This window comes from Sporosarcina sp. FSL K6-1508, from assembly GCF_038007465.1.
Lineage (GTDB): Bacteria > Bacillota > Bacilli > Bacillales_A > Planococcaceae > Sporosarcina > Sporosarcina psychrophila_B.
This window is the reverse complement of record NZ_JBBOXF010000001.1, coordinates 1,535,988-1,557,247: the sequence shown is the minus strand read 5'-3', so window position 1 is coordinate 1,557,247 and position 21,260 is coordinate 1,535,988. Positions and strand designations below refer to the sequence as shown.

Genomic DNA, 21,260 nt, shown 5'->3' with positions numbered 1-21,260 from the left:
CTAGAAAAAAGATTGTTTTTATTACAGGCATAATTGTTACGTGTTAGAACAGTTTACTAGCTGTAAAGTTAGAACCTGCAATCAATTCATCAGCGGATTTTCGGTATAATTCATAACTTTTAAAAGGACCATGCTTCTTATGATAGGAATCAACAATTTGATAACCTATATAATACCCAATCCATTTAGGTAAATGGCTTTTGACCTCGCCGTATAAAAATAGTTGATGTTTTTCAGATCCCATCAAATTCAGTTGTGGAATAAAATATTTATTCCAAACCTTGATAGATTCTTCAATTGAATAAAGAGCTGTCCATGGCGCCAGCCACTTTTCGCCATATAATTCTTTCACTGCAAACTCCCCTAACCCTTCTATCATTAGCGAATCCTTTAAAGGAATTTTGTTAGGTTTTAACCCTAAATGATTTAATCGGCAAACATGGTTGTACTCATGTGCTAATAAGGCTTTTATTTCTTCTATTGATAGCCCCTTAGACAAAAATAAAAACAATCCTTCTTTATAGGCGACGCCGTTTTTAGCAGATACTTGCGCCTGCTCCTCAATGGTCACTTTAGTAAGTGGATAAATATAAATCGATATCTCTGGACCCATCCATAGACTTTTTAAGAGCTGATACTCCTGCTCAACAACTTGCCAGATGTTTTGTTTTTCCATTCTCTTTATTTGGTTACCTATGATTACCCATTCCGAAGGATCAAATAATCCGTGTTTTAGAAGCTCGTATTGCAATTCTTCCGGGCTTACTTCAGGAAATAATTCCATTAGTGGTGCACAAAGCATCTCACATTGAAGGATAGATGGACTTTTACTTGATTGATTCACACAGGCATCGAAAAATTCATAGAGCCATATCTGCGTTTGGATAACTGACGAGTTTCTCATCCTTTTATAGGTTATTTATCTATACCTAGTTATGGTGGAATAAAAAATACCATTGAATTTGCTAATGCGCTAGGGATTGTCTTCGCTTAATAAATATAGGTATTCAATTGTTCAACATATAGAGATGCATTTTTGCACTTGATTGAAACAGACAATTAAAATAAATAAGTACAGTACTAGACGTTTATCTATTACACAATGCTAATTGCATCATATCTTAACAGTACATGCTTGTATGCATGTAAATATGTTTGGAAGGAGGATAAAAGTGTCACAAACTAATTTATATAATGTTTGTTGCAGATATCATGGAAAAACGGTAAGAATTACTTGTCGTGATGGTCGTGTTCATACAGGTACGATTACTAGAACAAATAGAGATATGGTGTGGATCCAACCTACTGGAAATCTTGGCGGATATGGCTATGGTTTTGGAGGCTATGGTGGAAACGGAAGATTTGGATATGGAATTGCACTTGGCGCAATTGCCGGGATAGTACTGGCTACTGCTTTTTTTTGGTAACGAAAAGGTACCTTGTTCTGAAACAATTTCGTTTTGTTTCGGGACAAGGTACCTTTCTGATTACTAGTTCGCAATTACGAGAATGCCAATTTTGCTCCTCTTTCTAGCGAGGCCCGGGGCTTCATCACCAAAAAAACTGTGTTTTTTTCACATTTCCTTCATGACGACAACCAGTTACAAGATTATTCTCATTTGCTTTTTATGCTGGTACCAACGAATATGTATCGTATAGGATAAGTTAGATAAAACGAGATAACCAACACACTCGTTTCTTTCCGTACTTTAACTGAATCAAACTGGTGAAGGCAGGGATTGTTATGAAGGAGATTCTATATATTGAAGATGATATGGAAATTGGTAGTATTGTCAAAGAAGACTTAGAACAGCGCGGTTATCTGGTGCGATGGCTCATTTCCGGTGAAAAGGCCGAGGAAGCACTTGGGGATGCAGAAGTGGTTATTTTAGATGTTATGCTCCCCGGACTTGATGGCTTTACAGTCGGCCAGCGCTTGAAACGCACTCACCCCAATATTTCGATTTTGATGTTATCAGCCCGAACAGCTGTTGACGATAAACTGCAAGGCCTACATTTTGCGGATGATTATGTAACAAAACCTTTTCATCCCGAAGAGCTCGCAGCGAGGATTGAAGTATTATTTAGAAGAAATCAACATGCTGTGTCTAAAGAGATTCAACTGGACCATTTAACGGTCAATACGAGAGAAAACCGTATTTTAAAGAAAACCGGTGAGGAGATCTTTTTGACAGCCAAACAGCATCAGATCTTTATGCATTTGTTGCGACATCCAAATCAAATTTTAACAAAAGAACAACTCTACGAGGCTGTATGGGGGGAATCTTATATTGAGGGAGATAAAACCTTAATGGTCCATATTCGCTACTTAAGAGAAAAGATTGAAGAAAATCCGAGTGTACCAAGAATCGTTGAAACAATACGCGGTATCGGCTACCGAGTGAAGCAATGAAAAAGTTACGCAATTCTTTACTGACTCAGTACTTGGTGATTATTATCGTGGCGACAATGATTCTGCCAATCGGCATACCTCTATTGTCAATCGTTTTTTATAATATTACTCACCAAGAAGACTTATCCAATCGTTATTATAATGGGACGGATTTAGAAGAAATGTGGCATGAAACAGCCAAAGAATTAACCGGTGCTTCTGAAGCACAGATTCATAGTAAGCTTACGGAACTAAAAAGTATTTATCACGAAGCCTCCATATACTGGGTAGATGAAACGGGACATACACGAGACAAGTTTCCGAAATCCCTATCCGTACCTGACATATGGTCAAGTTCTTTTACAATTGATTTTATGAAAAAAAATCGCGGGTATACGATTGATCCGTTTACCGTAGTTGCATTCATAGGTAACGGACAAAATAATGGATTTATGGTATTACAAATTCCCCGTTCAGATATGGTAAACCCAAGAAATCAACTACAAGAACGATATGATTATATTTTTCCAATCGCACTTTTAGCGATATTTATTCTTTTTATATTGATTTCCATGCTCTTTTTTTATCGGATTCGAAACAGGCTCCTTCATTTACAAAAGGCGATGGCAGTACCTGAAGCAAATGGTATTCCATCGACTATCGAAGTGACAAAGCAAGATGAAATCGGTCGATTAGGTCACTCCTTCAATCGAATGATCCAAGAATTAGAATCAAGTAGGAATCGTCAACTGGAAGAAGAAGAACTTCGAAAAGAGCTCATCGCGAATTTATCCCATGATTTGCGAACTCCTCTTACCACAATTCGCGGTCATGCCTATCGCCTAAAGAAAGAGCCGATAAGCGAACAAGGACAAGAATCATTGGATTTTATAGATGCAAAAGTGAATTATATGGGCGAACTCATCGAAAATTTACTTGCATATACGCTGTTAACAACCGGGAAATATCCGTTTCATCCGGAGAATGTGGATATCATTCGTCTCATTCGAACCTCATTTTCAGCATGGTATCCTTTGTTTGAGAATTTTCAGTTTGATATTCAATTAGAAATTCCTGAGAAACAGTTGAAGTGGGAAATTGACCCTCAAATGTTTTGTCGGGTATTGGACAACCTATTTCAAAATATTTATCGGCATGCGAAAAGCGGCCGATTTGTAGCAGTACGCATCGAAAATGAAACGATTGTGATTGAAGATCATGGACCTGGAATGAAAACGAAGTCCAGTCAGAAGGGTGTCGGTGTGGGGCTCTCTGTTATTTCTCTTATGTTAAAAGAAATGCAACTCGATTGGACTATTGAAACGAGTGAAAAAGGTACATTAATGCGAATCAAGAAATTATAGATAGGAGATAGGCATGAAATTGGCCTATCTTTTTTCAATGGAAAGTATAAGTTTTCCACCCGAAGCAGTGTCTAGCTCCAGGCGCCAGCCGCTTTTCTTTTTTTAAACAAAACTTAACCTTCTGCCCCCTGTCGTTTTAACCTTCGAGCGATAGGATAGAAAGTGAGGTGAGGATAATGAGCAATTTTATTATTGAAACGAATAAGTTAACGAAAAATTTCGGTTCAAGAAAAGTGGTTGACCATGTAGATTTACAAGTAAAAAAAGGTGAGATTTATGGCTTTCTCGGGCCAAATGGAGCAGGGAAAACAACGACCATCCGGATGCTCTTAGGGCTTGCACGACCAACGAAAGGTTCGATTCATATCTTTGGTAAAGATGTAAGAACAGAAAAGCTTGCTATCTTAAAAAAAGTTGGCTCACTTGTCGAATATCCTTCTTACTATGGGCATTTAACAGCTTATGAGAATTTGGAAGCGATGCGAATTTTATTGGATGTACCTAAGTCCAGAATTGATGAAGTACTTTCAATCGTCCACCTAACGAATGATGCGACACGTCCCGTAAAGGGATTTTCTTTAGGTATGAAACAGCGACTCGGAATTGCAACTGCCTTACTCGGCAATCCAGAATTACTCATTTTAGATGAGCCAACAAATGGACTTGATCCATCCGGGATTATCGAAATTCGGGAACTTATAAAAAGCATGCCAAAGGAACATGGAATCACGATTGTTGTATCGAGCCACTTACTATCTGAAATCGACCAAATGGCAACACAGGTGGGCATTATCTCAAAAGGTCAAATGATTTTTCAAGACTCCATTTTGAAATTGAGAGCACAGTCTACTAGTAAGATTAAGTTAACAGTTAATGATGCAGAGGCTGCTTGGAAGACGTTGTTAACACAAGGGTATACATCAGCTCCCGATCACAATAACCTTTTCATTGAAAATGCTGTAGATAACAACGTCGCTGAAATTGTGAAAATCCTCGTTCAAAACGATTACTCCGTTTTCAGAGTGGAAGAAGAGAGAAAATCGTTAGAAGAAATCTTTTTAGAGCTGACTGGCCAGGATGGCGGATTATGATGGGCCGAGTTATAGCCTCGGAATTCCTTAAAATCAGGCGGAAAATGATTCTATTTCTCGTCTTCCTTGGTCCGATCGGGGTTATTGGCTTAGAGGCCGTCAATTTTGGAATCCGCTATGATTGGTTAACAGGCGTCTACGAGGATGATTTATGGAGAGGTTTGATCGGCGAGGTTTCCATGTTGTCTATTATTACAATTCTCATTGGCTTGACGATACTTACTTCAATGATTGCCAGTATTGAGCATCAGACTAATGCCTGGAAGCAGCTACTTGCATTGCCAATTTCAAAAACGCAGGTATTTACGAGTAAAGTGCTAGTAGCTATTCTTTTGCTTTTCGTATCATGCCTGTTACTAGCAAGCGGCACCATTGTACTTGGTCTGCTATTAAAATTCGGAACCGACATTCCCTATCTTTTTTTATTCAAAATGTGTTTCTTTCCATGTCTCGCTTCCCTGCCTTTTATCACAGTACAAACCTGGTTGGCGATCACAATGAAAAATCAAGCGATTCCCTTAATGATTGGAATTATTGGCGCCATCGTATCGATGTACTCCATTAACTTCCCCGATTGGGTTCCCTGGAAATGGCCGCTGTTACTAAATGAATGGGATAAGCCAATCTATTCAGTTCTGGCCGGCCTCGCAATCGGAATTCTCTTGTATTTCATTAGCCTTATAGATTTTAATCGAAGGGATGTGAAATAAATGGGAAGATTATTTCGATCCGAATTTCTAAAGTTACGTAAATCCTCGATTTGGTTGCTCATTTTTGTGAGTCCAATTTTATCATTGTTACTTACTTTAAGTGATATCAGTGAAATAGAAACGATAGGACAACACCAATGGACCGCCACGCTTGGTATTATGACGATTAGTCATGCTATTCTTTTTCTACCGTTATTAACGGGTATCTTTTCGAGCTTTATTTGTCGATATGAGCATGTCGGTGGTGGCTGGAAACAACTGCTATCCTTACCCGTTTCCAGAAGAAATTTGTATTTCGTGAAGATCCTCATTGTAAGCCTGCTTATCGCTGTAACCCAAACCTTGTTCATTAGTGGACTTTTCATAATTGGATGGATGAAAGGCTACCCGGCTGACATTCCTTGGGATACTATTTTAGCAAGTGGAATCGGTGGGTGGTTAGCGTGTTTACCGTTAATCGCTTTGCAAATGTTTGTATCCGTTGCATGGTCAAGCTTCGCCGCTCCCCTTGCAGTTAATGTCATTTTCACAATCCCAAATATGTTGATTGTTAACTCAGAAAGTTTTGGACCATACTATCCGTGGGCACAACCATTTTTAATGATGATGCCAAGTTCAGCCGATAACTTTGGTGCGTTAAATGTTTCGATTGAAACGCTGTTCATCGTAATCTTAGGCAGTCTTACGTTATTCCTATGTTCTGGGCTTATTTATTTTATGAGGAAAGAAATATAATCGATCCTTTTTCTTATCACCTTTAAAAGACCTGACAATAAGAGAATAATCATAAAATAGATTGACAATTCGGTAATCAAGATGAATAATATAGTAAAAAGGAGGTTTCGTGGGATGAAATCTAAACAAGAAATGCTAAATGCTATTAAATATGTTGGTTACACTATACTTGCGATCGGAATCTCCATTTTCTTGTACGGTTTTTTCATTAGCGATTACAGCACACTAACAGGCATCGGTATCGGAACAGTTATGGGGGCTGTTTTCATCTTTTTAATGGGTATTTTCTTTGTAGCAACAGAAGAGATGCAGGAAAAAACGGATAAAGGGATTAGAATCGTCCGATAAAGTATAGCAACTAACAATGAAGAACTTACGGTGAGGATTGCAAAAGTAGCATGCTATCCTGTTACTCTTCAATAAAAACGAAAAAGGGAGTGCCATTATGGGCACTCCCTTTTGTTTCATCCTTTTACATATCCCAAACTAAAATTAACAATGTACCAAAGACGGTGACAAGTGCTATGGCAACTGCATAATAGATATTCACATAAATCGCCTTTTTATCTTCAGTTTCACCAGCGTGCATAAAGACTACGAGTTGAACTGCCGCCTGCACGAATGCAGTGACTAACAAGACTGTCATCCCTACAGCAAATGACAGATCGAAGAAATAAACAGTCAGTGCAGCCGCAGTAAGCACCAAAGAAGAAACAAAGCCCATTACTTGTTTACGCGGGAATAATTCGCTCATGTTTACATCATTCCTTTCAAGTAGATGAAGCTGAAAATAAAGATCCAGACGACATCCAGGAAATGCCAGTAAAGTGAGAAAATAAATGATTTATTGGCCGTTTCAGGTGTCAAGCCACGTTTTTTCACTTGCAAGATGATGAATAGTCCCCAGAAGAGACCAATTGTAACGTGAGCTCCATGTGTCCCAAGTGTAGTCAACAGGATTGCTGTAAAGGCACTTGTTTGAAGACCTGCTCCGACATGCACATAGTGTGTAAACTCGTAAATTTCAACGCCTAGGAACGCCAGACCAAGTACTAATGTGATCGCAAAGAATGACATCATAGCGGTCTTTCTCCCGATGCGCATTGCATGAATACCAAGTCCAATTGTGAAACTGCTTGTTAGCAGCAATATCGTTTCAAACAATACCGGAGTGAGTTCAAAAATCTCTGCTCCGGACGGTCCGTTCCCCGTGCGATTCGCTAAAGTGAAATAGGTTGCAAAAAGAGTCGCAAACAACATTACTTCGGCTCCAATGAAAATCCAGAAACCTAAAATATTCAATTTATTTTGTTCTGTACCATATTCAAGCGGAAGCGAGTTATCTGTTTTCATCAGTAAGCACCTCGCAATCTTTTTCTGTATCTTCAACTTCTTTAACGGAAATGTAATGACCATGGTCTTTTTCAAATGACCGGTATGCCAAGCACACAAAGATTCCAAGTGTCGCAAGGATTGCAGGAATCCACATATTGAACACGAGCGAGAAGCCCCATACGAAGAAAATACAACTCATAATAAACGGGGCACCGCTATTATTTGGCATATGAATCTTCTCAATTTCATCTTTGAATAAGGGTGTACCTTTTTTCTTATGATCCCAGAATGCTTCAATGGAATCCACTTGCGGTGTTCTTGCAAAGTTATAAGATGGTACCGGGCTGTGAGTAGCCCATTCAAGCGTACGTGCATCCCATGGATCCGAACTAATATTTCTTGAAGCATAACGAATACTGTAATAGACGTTATAGACAAGTAAAGCAAAGCCGATGGCAAGTACTAGTGCTCCGGCAAAGGAAAGCAGATTCAGCGGACCAAACCCGGTCGCTTCAGAGTATGTGTACATCCGGCGTGCTTGCCCATCTAAACCAGTGAAGAACATCGGGAAGAAAGTTACGTTAAAGCCGATTGCGATAAACCAAAATGCCCATTTCCCGATTTTCTCACTTAACATGAAGCCAAACATTTTCGGCCACCAGTACGTGAGACCTGCTAGCATCGCAAAGACAACACCGGGAATGATTGTATAGTGGAAATGCGCGACCAAGAACATCGTATTATGATATTGATAATCGGCACTGGCCATGCCAAGCATAACCCCCGTCACCCCACCGATTGTGAAAATCGGAATGAACCCGACTGTATAAAGCATCGGAACTGTAAATTCAATTTTTCCTTTCCTCATCGTCAACAGCCAGTTAAAGATTTTAATCCCGGTTGGAATCGCAATCGCCATCGTCGTGATCGAGAAAATACTATTCGTTAGTGGTCCTTGCCCCATTGTAAAGAAATGGTGGGTCCAAACCAAGAATGATAAAAATGAAATGATCACAATCGAAGCGACCATCGATTTATAGCCATAAAGGTTCCGACGTGAAAAGGTGGAAACAATTTCACTATAAATACCGAATGCCGGTAAAACCAAGATATATACTTCTGGATGTCCCCAAACCCAGAAAAGGTTCGCCCAGAGCATATCCATCCCGCCATTCGTCATCGTAAAGATGTTTGTGCCGAATAGCCGATCCATCGTTCCCAATAGAAGTGCAATTGTCAGTACAGGAAATGCGAAAACGACAATTGCATTCGTGATTAAAGCAGTCCATGTGAACATTGGCATTTTCATCAATTTCATTCCAGGTACTCTCATTTTGAGTATTGTAGTGGTGAAATTAATACCTGATATTAATGTACCAATACCCGCAATCTGAATCGCTAGCATATAATAATTGGTCCCTACGGATTGACTGAAGTCATTCCCGGCAAGCGGGAAATAAGAAGTCCAGCCTGCATCAGGAGAACCGCCTACTACGAAGGAGATATTGAATAACATCGCCCCCATAAAGAACAACCAGAAACTTAGTGCATTCAATCGAGGGAATGCTACATCGCGCGCCCCGATTTGTAAGGGAACAACGAAGTTCATTAAGGCATAAATAAATGGCATCGCCATAAATATAATCATAACAACCCCGTGGGTCGTAAAAACTTCATTGTAATGCTGAGCATCAAGCAGTTTGTTGTCAGGAACAGCAGTTTGCGCCCGCATCATAATTGCGTCTACCCCGCCGCGGAATAGCATTAGTAGGGCGGAGATAAGATACATAATACCGATTTTTTTATGGTCAACAGTTGTTAACCATTCGCGCCACAGATATCCCCATTTTTTTAAATATGTTAAGCCGAAGACGATAGCAACTATGGTAAGGCCAATAGCAACCATTGCTGCGTAAATCGCAGGACTTGGATGTGGTATAGCAAATCGATCAAAGTAATCCATACTTTTATAACTCCTTTCGCAAAATAGACGCTACATGTAAAGTGAGTTGTTATGAAACTTGGAAATTTTAATGTTGATGTTCTGAACGTTCCATTTCTGATCCGTCATGAACATCGCCAGATTCATGTTTTTTGGTTTTATCATCAGTTTTATCATCGGAATGATTTGACCCATGCTGATGCCCACCATGTTCTCCTTCTGGAGCTGGCGAAAATTCCAAATGGGTTTCACTAAACGTTAATTGCCCAAGATGTCCCGGTTCTAATAACTCCTCAAATTTCTTTTCAGTAAGTGGTTCTGCAGTCGCTTTCACGTCCTCGACCCATTTATCAAACTCAGCTTCAGGCATCGCTGTCACTTGAAATATGTTTTCAGCGAATCCTTTCCCGCTGAAGTTTGCATTTCTTCCCATATATTCACCAGGAACGCTAGCTGCCAGATGTAATGTGGTCACCATGTCTGACATCGCATATTTTTGTCCGCCTAGTTGTGGAATCCAAAAACTCGTGATAGGCCCATATGAGTAAAGCTTAAATTCCAACGGTCGATCAGTTGGGATATACAAGTAGTTAACCGTTTCGATATTTTCTTCCGGATAACTAAAATGCCATTTCCAGTCAGATGAAGACGCATAGACAACTAGTGGTTTTTGACCTTCATATCCTTTAGGTGTCGCCTCAACTTCATATGTCGATTTGACTGTGACAATTGAAAGGAAAATGATGATAAGAACCGGTATGCCCACAATAATCGATTCGACAATCGGGTTACCTTCAATATGCGGGGGTTCATAATCCGCGCTTTGTTTCGAAGCGCGATATTTTAATAGAATGACTGCCAACATAACGAAAACCACGATTACAACAACTGCCATGGTCGCAATCGATATCCAAATGACATTAGCAGTTGTTTCAGCTTGCGGCCCTTTCGGATTCAAAACCATTACTGGTTCACAACCAGCCAGTATTGCAATAATACCGGTAACTAAACTTAAAAAAGCCCATTTCTTTCTCATGGAGATACCCCTTTCTTTTGTGCTATAAGCTTTAGAAGCATAATGAAAAAGTATATTAATTGGTAACTCTCGCTTTCAGTATTCATCTTATTATAATGGAATCCTAAAAACAATTATCTAATATGAACTTCACAAAAACTTCACCGAAAAAGGCTCTAATAAGACACAAATCGTCCATTAAGTAGAATTTGCTTTATATAATAGTAATGAATAAATTAATTTTTTAAAACAGTTATGTAGGTTGATTCGCAAAAATATATATTATTTATCCCTTGTTAATTCAGGATTTTAAACTAACAATACTTTAAAATAAATAATATTATTTAAACCTATCCAGGTAACGATGCAAAAAAAAAAAAAAATGTCTCACACCAAAAAAATTATAAGTAGTTTTGGTGTCTGGTATATTTTCTATTTCATCTGACAAATCAACTGTGATACTCAATGATATCCGTTTATACCTTATCCCCTATTTTTGAATAGAATAGAGCAATAGCTAAGCGAAATTTAAGGGAGGTTTTTATTTTGTCGCGGAGAGGAAATGGAAAGTTTCGTTTGTGCATTTTACCAGGGTATAACTGGTGCGGACCTGGTTGCAACGGTCCCGGCGCTCCTATCAACGATGTAGATGCAGCCTGTAAAGCACATGACATCTGTTATCGCGAGGGCAGAAGTGCTTGTGAATGCGATCAGGAATTCCTCCGTCGTCTACACTCAAAAATAGATCTACGCACGCAAAAAGGGAGGCATGCTCGTATGCTCTATAATTACATGAGATTGCAAACGCGCTTCTCTTGCGGTTCTCATAGAAAGTAGGCAGGCCAGGATTCTATGGCTTACTTTTACGTGCTAGGGAACTGACTACCTAAAAAAAGGTACTAGGCTAAAACAATTTAGATTTGTTTTAGCCTAGTACCTTTTCTATTCTTCTCATCTCGAATTCCTGCCTTTTAGATAGTAAACTCAAATTCTTTTAAGAATGAATTACTAATTATTAATCCTTTTACCTTTTCTATTGTGTTAAGACCTTTTGGCACACCATTGCTTCTATTAAGCACGATCCATCTAAGGCAAGCCAACGCCTCAAAAATTTCAAGTTCTTCCTGCTGAATATCATTTCCCAATAGATAAGCGGAACGAAACACATAGGCATACCGCTCTGAGACATATATTTTCAGTAGAGTAAGTGACCATGCAAAGTCATATCTAGGGTCCCCTAATTGTCCATTCGTCCAATCAATTACGGTAAATCGGTCATTTCCCTCTAAAATGTTACTTACATGAAAATCACCATGAATAATATGTTCTTGCTTTATTTGGATTGTTTGTACGAGAGAAATCAATGCGCTATATACGTCAGAGTGTTCCCTGACACCAGGGAAAAAGTAGTCGGTGAAATCGTACTTTGGAAGTCGGATATTCCCAATCTCTTCAACTTGAATTTGATGGATTTTTGATAAGACGTTCGCCATCTCGGTTATTTTCTTTTCGTTCACTTCAAGAACTGGCATTCCGTCAAACGTTGTTAATAACACCTGATCTCCGTTTGGGTTTACCCCCCAACCCAATGGTTTAGAGACTGATAATCCACGTTCAAATAGGACATTTAATAAACGGTATTGAAAGCTTATATCGGGTCTGGAACTTTTATTCCATACTTTCAATACAAAGCTACCTTTATTTGAACATATCTTCATCACTTCAGCTTCGAATCCATTATCCATTGGGTGGGTCGTTAAGATATCTTCTTGAATTAATAAACTATTCAACACTTCACTTTTCTCTACCCAATCCATAATAGCTATAGAGTTTTCCAATAAACCCCTTCCCCCTTCTCCTAAGTGAAAGAAACCTGATACCGTTTACTCGTTTGCGAATAGAACAGTTGACATACCATCATCCAATTGTTTTACAGCTCTGCTAATCGTATCTATTATTAATTCTGGGTTCTCTAAATGTATTGAGTGATTAGTGGTAGTTTTGATTTGAAATGTATTATTTGTCAGATTACTAAGTAGTTTTTGTTGTTCAACCCACGTTGGGTCTGTATTATTCGAACTTATAATAGTTACTGCTAATTCAGAATTCAGTGGTGTGGCATTAATTAGTTGCTTAGCAGATTGTTCGCTGTATAGAAATTCCTTATAAACAGCTTCATAGGAGTTTGGATGGTATCCTATATACTTAATATACTTCTGATACGGTTCAGGAAGCTGCCTTCTTCCAACAGGTTGTTTTAATAACTTTGGAAGCCCCAAACCACTAGTCAAATAACCAAACTTGAATAACCTCAGACTTTTCCGTTGTATTTTTCTTCGAACGGTGCCCCATTCACCACTCAAATATCTATTTTCATGAACAGAATCAATTAAGATTAACGATGTTACTTCATCTGGATATTTACTAGCAAATAATCGCATATTTAGCCCTCCAAAGGAATGTCCTACTAAGATATAGGGTGGCTTTATTTGAAGTTTTTTCAGGATTTCCGATAAATCATTAACAACGTCTTCGCTTGTGTATGGTTTATCTGTTGCAGAACTCCAACCATAGCCTGCTCTATCAAATGAGATTACCTTACAGAGTTTTGATAATTGGGGTTGAATATAGTACCAATCAATTGAGCAGCAACCTAACCCTGCATCTAATATTACTGTACAGGTAGCTTCTTCACATTCGGAAACAATCGTATGCACTACCCTATCTTTTACTTTTACTAGATCACCTATTTCACTCAACTTATTTTTTTCATTAAAATATATGTTTGCAATAGTAAATGGAAAACCAACTACCTCTAATGTAGTCTTAATGAACTTTTCGGTTTTCATCTATTTTCCCCTTTCTACACAAAGGAATAATACCATAATTACCACATTACTTACAGAAAGTAAAGAATATTCATTGAAGGTAATTTCACCAATACTACGTTGAACAAATGAAGACGGCATATACACTTTACAAGGGCTTTTGGAAAGCCACTAAAAAAGCCTCAATACTCGGAATGAATTGGAATTCTCGCCAATACCGCTTCGACGCTTTGTGGAAGGATTATGTGAGAAAGCGCATTTCATTAGCGGGGATGAGACCTACAACCAGGCGTGCCATAAATCGATCGATCTTGATCAACGAATGTTCCAATACATGAGGAATGAATTAGAAATCCTGCTAATATCGCTCCGGCTACCACGAAGACGCGTCTGCGCTGGATGGTGGTTAATGTGAGAAAGCGCATTTCGGTATCGGGGATGAAACCTACAACCTGGCGTGCCATAAATCGAGCGGATGTGACAACGAATGTCCCAATACACGAGGATAGAATTAGAAATCCTGCTAATAACGCTTCGGCGCTTTGTGGATGCCTCCCGCGATAAGCCGGAAAGGAGAGCACTTTCAGTCTTATCGCTCCGGCTACCACGAAGTCGCGCCTTCGCTGGATAGTCTATTTGAGAAAGCTCGTTTCGTTATCGGGGAGGGGACCTACAACCTGGAGTGCCATAAATAGATTGAACGTGATCAATGCATGTCTCAATACATGATGAATGAATTAGAATTCCTGCTAATCCCGCTTCGACGCTTTGTGGATGCCTCCCGCGATAAGCCAGAAAGTCGAGCCTTCGCTGGATGGTCTATGTGAAAGCGCATTTCGTTTTCGGGGGTGGACCTACAATCTGGAGTAACATAAATCGATTGAATGTGATCAACGAATTTCCCAATACAGGAGTAATGAATTAAATATCCCGCTAATATCGCTTCGGTGCTTTGTGGATGCCTCCCGCGATAAGCCGGAAAGGAGAACACTTTCAGTCTTATCGCTCCGGCTACCACGAAGTCGCGCCTTTGCTGGATAGTCTATTTGAGAAAGCTCATTTCACTAGCTGTGATGAAATTTGCAACCTAGAGTACGTCTTTCTTGAATATAATTATATATGTTGAAACACTGAATCCGGTTTATAAACTGAGTGAAGGCGCCTTAACAGGGGTAGCCGAAGCCATAAGACTGGCGGCGAAGCTGCTTGGCTTATGGCGGGAGGCATCCCCTAGCGCCGTAGCGGTTCAGTGGAATTCTTTATTTCAATTTATATAGTATCAACCAGTAATCACCTTATAATCTCGGCATATACATCTCAAAATTAAATTTCCCTCACTAATGAACGCCCTAGCGCAGGCGCGGCAAAGGGGTCGCCGAAGCCGTAAGACTGGATGCGAAGCGCTAATCCAGGCTTATGGCGGGAGGCATCCCCAAAGCGCCAAGCGACCTTCAATCCACACCCCGAATTACAATTCTGTCATTATTGAGCGCCACAATCTATAACCAAGCCACAGACTCCGCCTGTGATAAGTAGATAGTGTGAACAGATTTATGTTATGTCCTAAACCATAATGTACAAAGCAAAAAAACACTGATTAGTATCTCAGTGTTTTCTAGTTTTCTAGTTTTTTTGTTTATTTGTTGGTATTTCCCTCTCCCTTTTTGAACTAAAGTAGCTTTTAGTTTAAGAATAGATAAAGAATTTACAGAATCACACCTGAAAAATCCCCTTTTAATACTTCTTTTTCATTCTGATTTCTACATAAGAATGTTGCAATAATAGCTGTTCTATTATTTTCTTGTCTTTCATATTTTTCGATTTCAACTTCACAAATTATTGTATCTCCCGTAAACACAGGTCTTAAAAACTCGAAATTCATATTACGAGCTAGTACGTTATAATCTCCACCAACTTTTGTTGGTAGAGTTGCCGTTAATAACCCTTGAACTACAAGTCTTCCCTGTTCGTCTGGGGTCATATGATGAATCCCTTCATCACCCGAAATCTCTATAAATAATTCAACATCCCTTACTGTAAAAGTCCGTTCAAACGTAATTATATCTCCCACTTTTAACGGCATATAAATCTTCCTCCTGATGATTTTATACTATACAGGTAACCATGGTTAGAATATTGAAACAATTTATAACAATATTCAACTATCCTTCTTCGTAAGAAAGTATTGAGATTTCCAATCTTTCGGCTTTATGTTTTTATTCATCCATTTCTCTTGAGGTACTTTGTATGAGGCACTAGCCATTAAATAATTATTGTGCCAGCTTGCTGCACCGGAACGAATCATTTCATCGAGTAGGATTTGAATAAATTCTTCTGGCCTAAGCTGAAAAGAGTAGCGGGCAAAATCTTGAAACCAACCGCACTTTAGTAGATAGTTATCGATTTCTTCTTTTGCCAATCCATTTTTAATAATTAATGTGAATGAAAAAATCCTCTTGCAGGCATGCCAAGAAACTTTTTCCGGCATACTGAGCCACTTTTCAAATCGCGCTCTCGCTGCATCAATGGCAGCCGAAGGATCCTCGATTTGAGGTCCATGTCCTGAATAGGCCTGTTGAATCCTAAGCTTGGACAACTGATCCAGACTTTCTAAAGATCGTTGGATGGATCCAACACCCTCTCGAAAGATATTTAACCATCCGACATCAGTTCTATGGAAGAGATCCCCGCAAATTAATATCTCTTCTTCAGGTTCATATAAAGAAATATGCCCTAACGTGTGCCCCGGTGTGTGTAAAACTTTCAAAGTTCTACTTCCTGTACTAATCTCATCATTATCTGAGAGCTTTATATCGACCCGATAAGGTCCTACAGGCTGATCAAGCCATTCTGCGCTACATACTTCAGGATCACATGAGTTTATTAAATCAGCTTCCCATTTATGAGCAGCAATCTTAACACCATAATTTTTTTGAAGATGAAAATTGCCTCCTACATGGTCACTATGATAGTGCGTGTTCACAATAAGGTGTAATTCTTCTGGTGAAACGCCAACCTCTTTAATTAATTGCTCTGTATCCTTCGCTTCACTCCCAAAACCAGTATCAATCAGGATTGGGAGCTGATCTTTAATAAGGATCATATTTGCACTAGGAAATTTTCTTTCAAAGAAAATAATATTGGATTTTTTCAGAAGCTATTCCTCCTAATACTCAATGTCTAAACAATTCATGCAAAAATCTTTTCTTCAATTCATATGTGACATATATTCAAATGCTGTTGTTCCATATACGCCTTTAAAGTGTCTATTTAAATGGGTTAAATCAAAAAAACCACATTCAGCTACTGCCGAATAAATATCTCCACTTTTTACTATTAGTTGCTTTGCACGTTCTACTTTGCAGTTAAGAAAGTACTGATATGGTGTAATTCCGGTATGAGCCTTAAACAATCTAATAAACTGGAATTTCGATAAATTAAGCTCTTTACATATCTCGTCCAGTTTCAGCACATTTTCTAAGTTGGTGTGGAGCATATCCTTTGCCTTTCGAATCAGAGCATTATCTTTTCTATAGTCTGTAGATAGAGTAGTTTGAATCAGGCTATCTGTGAGAGATAAAAGTAATTCACTGCACAAAGCCTCATCTTTTTCGCATAATATCGCATGAGAAAGACTTAATACTCTTTGTTCAATTTTATTATCATACACAATGGGTGTTGAAAAACGGACTATATCCTTTTTTTCGATAACTTCTAGAAGCAATTGGGGCTCAATATACAGCATTACATAATCAAGGCCTTCTTCATCATGTGCCATTCCGTCATGCGCCTGTTCTGGATTAAAAAGCATAACACCATTTTGATAGGATAATTGTAAACTGCCTTCCAAGTTATACTCTTGAATACCACGTAATGTTACACCTATTGCATACTCCTGATGGGAGTGCTTTTTATACATAAAGTCAGTAAGACTTGCTGACAACGCAGTAATACCCGCCGATTTTTTATAGAGAAATTTATCCATTAAATTCACCTCTAAATTAGCTTACCTATATCCATATCATGATTGCAGCATAAACTAAAAATAATGCCATTATTACATTAACAACTTTTTTATGATTTTGTAAAAAATTCTTGAAGATTGTCCCGAAAAGAACCCATATATTAAATGATATAAATCCAATAAGTGTTATAACTATAACACTTATTGTCACCACAAACGTTTCCGTATAGTAGGGCAAAATAAAGCTAGGGAATACAGTCATTGTAAATGTTACTACCTTTGGATTTAAAAACTGCATGAGGAAGCCTGACATAAAGGTACCAGTCTGGTTTACGGTTTGTTTTGATGTATTCATTTTGTAAATTTGGTAGGCCAGATAGAGCATATAAACGCTCCCGATTATTTGCATAACGATCAAAATTTTGGGGATTACCGTTATAAGCATTGTATTCAACATAGCTGATATAGCAAGTAATAAACCAAAAGCGATTGTTGCTCCATACGTATACTGCATTGCCCTTTTTGTCCCCTGATTATTAACTGTGGATAATATGTCAATATTAGTAGGCCCTGGTGTAACAGTAACAATAAAACAGTATATTAAAAAGGATGTAATGTTCATGAGGAAACTCCTTTCCTGGTCTTCTCATGCAACTATACATCTTAGATTTACCCGGCATATAGTATATTATTGCAGACTTATATAAGGCTTCTTCGGAGTTAACTCTACAAATTTAGATAGCTGATACGGTTTTCCATTATAACGTTCCTCTTTTAGGTAATTAAAAACGCCCGGTAATAAACCCGAATGGGATTATTACCAGGCATCTGGGTTATACAAATAAACTCCAACTGCGCCATACACTTAAACTTGTGAGTGTGTGGCGTGAACAATAAAAATGAAAGGTAGTGATGCACCTTTTAACAAATTGTGATTGGATTAATTTCCAAGCGTTTTTGGCTTATATATTTTTTAAACTTCCAGATTGCATTCTATAGTTCCTTAAAGTCATACCATTTGCCTTCGTCATTCCAAACACTTCATAATAAGGAACTAAGTCATCGTCACAACATAAATCAATCATATAGATGTCAGCAAGTTCTTTCAGCATCCGATTTACTAATTCTTTGCCTATACCTTTATTTTTGTATTCTGGTAAAACCTCAAGAAATGGAATGTAGGCAGATAGCACTCCATCACTTATCGCAGTAATAAATCCAACTACTTGATTAGTTAGATCATCCATCGCAATAATCGATTTACTACTTTTCTTTAACAGTAGTAAGTGAGTTTGTAGATTTGGCGGATTAGGCCAATCTACAAAAAAGCCCTTTAACATATCAGAAGAAATACCATCGAGTGAGTTTTTGTATATCATAATATATCAGCTCCTAATTTATAGTAACTTATTAGATAGATGATACATATCAAAAGTAAAGTAACAAAAATATGACCTCCAAGCATTCTAGTATTACTATACAGTAATTATTAAAAAAACTCAATATTTAGTACATTCCTCAATAAAGCTAATCCACCCATCTATATAAAGATCTCCGGTACTTACGTAATGCAGAACCAGCTACCTATATTAGAGAAATTAAGTTTTCGAACACACAAAAAACGGTTACATTTTGAGAAAAATGTAACCGTTTTTTTAAAGTGACATTGACTGACCATGCCTTGCCAAATACTCTTCCTTCTCTTTATAATCCGGCATAATACTTCCAACACGTCTCCAAAATGATCGATCATGATTCATATGATGTATATGACAAAGTTCATGAATTATCACATAATCGATAACCTCAATTGGGGCCATGGCTAGCCGATAATTAAAAGTTAACTTTTTATCTGAACTACAACTTCCCCACTTAGCTTTAGACTCTACTATTTCAATGATTTTAGGCTTTACTTTCAGTTGTTTTTGATATATTTTTATCCGTTCTCCCACAATCGTCCTACAGCTATTGATATAGAATTTTTTAAGATTTCTTTTAAGTATCTCTTCATTTAACTCACTGCTATCTATTAATTCATGAAGAAAACATTCTTTCCCAAGGTACAAGAACTTCCCTTGGGCGTGATACTCTCTTGCCTTAGGGATTTCTCGAGCTACTTCGATTTCATGTATTTTCTCTAGTATCCTTTTACTTTTACTCTCTATCGCACTGACAATCATTTCTTTACTTGTGTCTTTGGGAGCTTTGACAGTTATGAAACCAAACGAATCTATATGAATGGATAGCTTCTTCCTATTTCCATATTGAACATCAAACTTTATTATTTTATCTTCAATTTCAACTTTCATAACTAGCATCGTTTTTACACATTTATTTCCAACCTTTGTTTTTTAATAGAATCATTTCTTCTTTTTCAACTTACCTCTGTTTTCTTCCCATTCTTAGAAACTTTAACAGGGTGATACGGACAGCGTCGAACAGATTTATTTATTCTTTTATTCTAATTCTAACCAGGCTACGCATTCCACGTGCGAGGAGTGTGGGAACATATCAACAGGCTGTATTTCCTGCGTGCGATATCCGCCATCTTCAAGTATGCGTAAATCTCGTGCAAGCGTACCAGGATTACATGATACGTAAACAACACGTTTTGGCTTGTACTCCAAAATCGTTTTCAACAATTCTTCATCGCAGCCTTTACGCGGTGGATCAACTACCAATACGTCGAATCGTTTGCCATCTGCATACCATTTTGGAATAACAACTTCAGCAGGACCTGCTTCGAAGTAAGCGTTATCGATGTCATTTAATTCAGCATTGCGCTTTGCATCTTCGATTGCCTGTGGCACAATTTCAACGCCAAATACTTCTTTCGCTTTTTGAGCAATGAACAATGAGATTGTACCGATACCGCAATACGCATCAATGACGGATTCGTTTCCTGTCAACTGTGCGTATTCTAATGCCTGTCCGTAAAGAACTTCGGTTTGTTCCGGATTCACTTGATAGAAAGAACGTGCAGATATTTCAAAGTCGATATTGCCAATTGAATCGACAATGACCGGTTTACCGTAGAGTAAAACTGTTTCTTCGCCGAAGATAACGTTCGTTCTCTCGGTATTAAAGTTTTGCATAATGGAGGTTACATTTGGAATGACACGTTTGATAAGCTCTATGGCTGCATCTTTCTGCGTAAATTTCTTTTTACGCGTGACTAAAACAACCATAATTTCACCTGAGGTACGCCCTTTACGGACAATTAAGTGCCGAAGCAAGCCTAAGTGAGTTTTTTCATCATAGGCATCTATGCCAAGTGCATGCAATTCATATTTCAACATGGCCATCAGATCATCTGCCTCATGACTTTGGATGATACAGACGTCTGTGTCTACAATGTGATGTGTACGGGATTTGTAAAAGCCGGAAACGACTTTGCCGTCCCGCTCACTGAAAGGTATTTGCGATTTATTGCGGTAGCGCCAAGGGTCGTCCATTCCTTTTACTGGATGGACAGGCACGTGCGGTAATTTTCCAATGCGGTCTATAACGTCACGAACTGTTTTACGTTTTTGTACGAGTTGTCCTTCATATGACAAGTGTTGCATTTGGCATCCACCGCATTCTGAGAACACATGACAAGGCGGTTTTACACGGTCAGGTGATGCTTTTGTTATATTTAACAGCCGCGCGAAACCATAATTTTTCAGCGTTTTACCTACTTGGATGTCAACTTCTTCGCCTGGCAACGCACCTGGAATGAAGAGCGGATAGCCCTCCACTTTCGCTACACCTGAACCATCATGCGTTAAATCCTCTATAAAAACATTCAATTTATCATTTCTATTTACACTAAAAGACATTATTTTTTTCCTCCAAATTTCTGATGTCTCTAGTTTACCACGCTGAGGGTGAAATAACAGATG

The 21,260-nt window shown here is 38.4% G+C and carries 22 protein-coding genes; 8 read left to right on the top strand and 14 right to left on the bottom strand.

The genetic code is table 11. The features are described from left to right. Nucleotides 1–43 precede the first annotated feature (43 nt). On the bottom strand, nt 44–844 hold the full coding sequence (locus MKZ11_RS07610; RefSeq protein WP_340793518.1) for a DUF2268 domain-containing protein: 801 nt from the start codon (nt 842–844) through the stop codon (nt 44–46). 328 nt (nt 845–1,172) lie between these two features. On the opposite strand from MKZ11_RS07610, the gene MKZ11_RS07605 reads away from it, so the two are divergent. The 7 genes from MKZ11_RS07605 (at nt 1,173) to MKZ11_RS07575 (ending at nt 6,640) form a co-directional block, all read left to right on the top strand. After that, entirely contained in the window at nt 1,173–1,427 is a 255-nt protein-coding gene (locus MKZ11_RS07605; protein ID WP_340793516.1) for a hypothetical protein, read from the top strand. A gap of 317 nt (nt 1,428–1,744) precedes the next feature. Next, on the top strand, nt 1,745–2,413 hold the full coding sequence (locus MKZ11_RS07600) for a response regulator transcription factor (protein WP_340793515.1): 669 nt from the start codon (nt 1,745–1,747) through the stop codon (nt 2,411–2,413). Then, nucleotides 2,410–3,756: a HAMP domain-containing sensor histidine kinase gene (locus MKZ11_RS07595; RefSeq protein WP_340793513.1), complete on the top strand. Its 1,347-nt coding sequence runs from the start codon at nt 2,410–2,412 to the stop codon at nt 3,754–3,756. Before MKZ11_RS07600 ends, MKZ11_RS07595 begins: the two co-directional genes overlap by 4 nt. Nucleotides 3,757–3,932: 176 nt before the next feature. Further along, a complete protein-coding gene (locus MKZ11_RS07590; RefSeq protein WP_340793511.1) occupies nt 3,933–4,847 on the top strand; it encodes an ABC transporter ATP-binding protein in 915 nt (304 codons plus the stop codon). Next, complete coding sequence (locus MKZ11_RS07585) at nt 4,844–5,557, top strand: ABC transporter permease (RefSeq protein WP_340793509.1); 714 nt, start codon at nt 4,844–4,846, stop codon at nt 5,555–5,557. The genes MKZ11_RS07590 and MKZ11_RS07585 overlap by 4 nt, the downstream gene beginning before the upstream one ends. Next, nucleotides 5,558–6,292 (top strand): ABC transporter permease, encoded by a 735-nt coding sequence (locus MKZ11_RS07580; protein WP_340793507.1) that lies wholly within the window; start codon nt 5,558–5,560, stop codon nt 6,290–6,292. Between the two features lie 114 nt (nt 6,293–6,406). Beyond that, nucleotides 6,407–6,640 carry a hypothetical protein gene (locus MKZ11_RS07575; protein ID WP_340793505.1) on the top strand — a complete coding sequence of 78 codons (234 nt, stop codon included), beginning with the start codon at nt 6,407–6,409 and terminating at the stop codon, nt 6,638–6,640. Between the two features lie 124 nt (nt 6,641–6,764). On the opposite strand, the gene qoxD is transcribed toward MKZ11_RS07575, so the two are convergent. The 4 genes from qoxD to qoxA all read right to left on the bottom strand — a co-directional run bounded on the left by qoxD (nt 6,765) and on the right by qoxA (nt 10,605). Further along, on the bottom strand, nt 6,765–7,046 hold the full coding sequence (gene qoxD, locus MKZ11_RS07570) for a cytochrome aa3 quinol oxidase subunit IV (RefSeq protein ID WP_340793503.1): 282 nt from the start codon (nt 7,044–7,046) through the stop codon (nt 6,765–6,767). A gap of 2 nt (nt 7,047–7,048) precedes the next feature. Next, entirely contained in the window at nt 7,049–7,645 is a 597-nt protein-coding gene (gene qoxC / locus MKZ11_RS07565) for a cytochrome aa3 quinol oxidase subunit III (RefSeq protein ID WP_340793501.1), read from the bottom strand. Further along, the gene (gene qoxB, locus MKZ11_RS07560) at nt 7,632–9,590 is read right to left on the bottom strand and encodes a cytochrome aa3 quinol oxidase subunit I (protein ID WP_340793499.1); all 1,959 of its coding nucleotides are present in this window, start codon (nt 9,588–9,590) and stop codon (nt 7,632–7,634) included. Before qoxB ends, qoxC begins: the two co-directional genes overlap by 14 nt. A 67-nt stretch (nt 9,591–9,657) precedes the next feature. Then, complete coding sequence (gene qoxA, locus MKZ11_RS07555) at nt 9,658–10,605, bottom strand: cytochrome aa3 quinol oxidase subunit II (RefSeq protein WP_340793497.1); 948 nt, start codon at nt 10,603–10,605, stop codon at nt 9,658–9,660. A gap of 525 nt (nt 10,606–11,130) precedes the next feature. Here qoxA and MKZ11_RS07550 point away from each other — a divergent pair. Continuing rightward, entirely contained in the window at nt 11,131–11,421 is a 291-nt protein-coding gene (locus MKZ11_RS07550; RefSeq protein WP_340793495.1) for a phospholipase, read from the top strand. Between the two features lie 134 nt (nt 11,422–11,555). On the opposite strand, the gene MKZ11_RS07545 is transcribed toward MKZ11_RS07550, so the two are convergent. From MKZ11_RS07545 to rlmD, 9 genes are all read right to left on the bottom strand, one after another. Further along, nucleotides 11,556–12,422, bottom strand: coding sequence for an aminoglycoside phosphotransferase family protein (locus MKZ11_RS07545; protein WP_340793493.1), 867 nt, complete (start codon nt 12,420–12,422; stop codon nt 11,556–11,558). 45 nt (nt 12,423–12,467) lie between these two features. Continuing rightward, a complete protein-coding gene (locus MKZ11_RS07540; RefSeq protein WP_340793491.1) occupies nt 12,468–13,433 on the bottom strand; it encodes an alpha/beta hydrolase in 966 nt (321 codons plus the stop codon). Between the two features lie 1,684 nt (nt 13,434–15,117). Then, nucleotides 15,118–15,495 (bottom strand): hotdog domain-containing protein, encoded by a 378-nt coding sequence (locus tag MKZ11_RS07535; protein WP_340793489.1) that lies wholly within the window; start codon nt 15,493–15,495, stop codon nt 15,118–15,120. Between the two features lie 75 nt (nt 15,496–15,570). Then, the gene (locus MKZ11_RS07530; protein ID WP_340793487.1) at nt 15,571–16,515 is read right to left on the bottom strand and encodes an MBL fold metallo-hydrolase; all 945 of its coding nucleotides are present in this window, start codon (nt 16,513–16,515) and stop codon (nt 15,571–15,573) included. 105 nt (nt 16,516–16,620) lie between these two features. Continuing rightward, nucleotides 16,621–17,397 carry an AraC family transcriptional regulator gene (locus MKZ11_RS07525; protein ID WP_340793485.1) on the bottom strand — a complete coding sequence of 259 codons (777 nt, stop codon included), beginning with the start codon at nt 17,395–17,397 and terminating at the stop codon, nt 16,621–16,623. Nucleotides 17,398–17,422: 25 nt separating this feature from the next. After that, a complete protein-coding gene (locus MKZ11_RS07520) occupies nt 17,423–17,998 on the bottom strand; it encodes a LysE family translocator (protein WP_340793483.1) in 576 nt (191 codons plus the stop codon). Nucleotides 17,999–18,338: 340 nt separating this feature from the next. Beyond that, complete coding sequence (locus MKZ11_RS07515) at nt 18,339–18,755, bottom strand: GNAT family N-acetyltransferase (RefSeq protein ID WP_340793481.1); 417 nt, start codon at nt 18,753–18,755, stop codon at nt 18,339–18,341. 276 nt (nt 18,756–19,031) lie between these two features. Beyond that, nucleotides 19,032–19,685 carry a M48 family metallopeptidase gene (locus tag MKZ11_RS07510; RefSeq protein WP_340793479.1) on the bottom strand — a complete coding sequence of 218 codons (654 nt, stop codon included), beginning with the start codon at nt 19,683–19,685 and terminating at the stop codon, nt 19,032–19,034. A gap of 147 nt (nt 19,686–19,832) precedes the next feature. After that, the gene (gene rlmD / locus MKZ11_RS07505) at nt 19,833–21,197 is read right to left on the bottom strand and encodes a 23S rRNA (uracil(1939)-C(5))-methyltransferase RlmD (protein ID WP_340793477.1); all 1,365 of its coding nucleotides are present in this window, start codon (nt 21,195–21,197) and stop codon (nt 19,833–19,835) included. Nucleotides 21,198–21,260 lie beyond the last annotated feature (63 nt).

Coding starts and splice junctions, on each gene's coding strand:
- MKZ11_RS07600 (WP_340793515.1), top strand. CDS start 1,745: ATGAAGGAGATTCTATATATTGAAGATGATATGGAAATTGGTAGTATT.
- MKZ11_RS07595 (WP_340793513.1), top strand. CDS start 2,410: ATGAAAAAGTTACGCAATTCTTTACTGACTCAGTACTTGGTGATTATT.
- MKZ11_RS07590 (WP_340793511.1), top strand. CDS start 3,933: ATGAGCAATTTTATTATTGAAACGAATAAGTTAACGAAAAATTTCGGT.
- MKZ11_RS07585 (WP_340793509.1), top strand. CDS start 4,844: ATGATGGGCCGAGTTATAGCCTCGGAATTCCTTAAAATCAGGCGGAAA.
- MKZ11_RS07580 (WP_340793507.1), top strand. CDS start 5,558: ATGGGAAGATTATTTCGATCCGAATTTCTAAAGTTACGTAAATCCTCG.
- MKZ11_RS07575 (WP_340793505.1), top strand. CDS start 6,407: ATGAAATCTAAACAAGAAATGCTAAATGCTATTAAATATGTTGGTTAC.
- qoxD (WP_340793503.1), bottom strand. CDS start 7,046: ATGAGCGAATTATTCCCGCGTAAACAAGTAATGGGCTTTGTTTCTTCT.
- qoxC (WP_340793501.1), bottom strand. CDS start 7,645: ATGAAAACAGATAACTCGCTTCCGCTTGAATATGGTACAGAACAAAAT.
- qoxB (WP_340793499.1), bottom strand. CDS start 9,590: ATGGATTACTTTGATCGATTTGCTATACCACATCCAAGTCCTGCGATT.
- qoxA (WP_340793497.1), bottom strand. CDS start 10,605: ATGAGAAAGAAATGGGCTTTTTTAAGTTTAGTTACCGGTATTATTGCA.
- MKZ11_RS07540 (WP_340793491.1), bottom strand. CDS start 13,433: ATGAAAACCGAAAAGTTCATTAAGACTACATTAGAGGTAGTTGGTTTT.
- MKZ11_RS07535 (WP_340793489.1), bottom strand. CDS start 15,495: ATGCCGTTAAAAGTGGGAGATATAATTACGTTTGAACGGACTTTTACA.
- MKZ11_RS07530 (WP_340793487.1), bottom strand. CDS start 16,515: ATGATCCTTATTAAAGATCAGCTCCCAATCCTGATTGATACTGGTTTT.
- MKZ11_RS07525 (WP_340793485.1), bottom strand. CDS start 17,397: ATGGATAAATTTCTCTATAAAAAATCGGCGGGTATTACTGCGTTGTCA.
- MKZ11_RS07520 (WP_340793483.1), bottom strand. CDS start 17,998: ATGAACATTACATCCTTTTTAATATACTGTTTTATTGTTACTGTTACA.
- MKZ11_RS07515 (WP_340793481.1), bottom strand. CDS start 18,755: ATGATATACAAAAACTCACTCGATGGTATTTCTTCTGATATGTTAAAG.
- MKZ11_RS07510 (WP_340793479.1), bottom strand. CDS start 19,685: ATGAAAGTTGAAATTGAAGATAAAATAATAAAGTTTGATGTTCAATAT.
- rlmD (WP_340793477.1), bottom strand. CDS start 21,197: ATGTCTTTTAGTGTAAATAGAAATGATAAATTGAATGTTTTTATAGAG.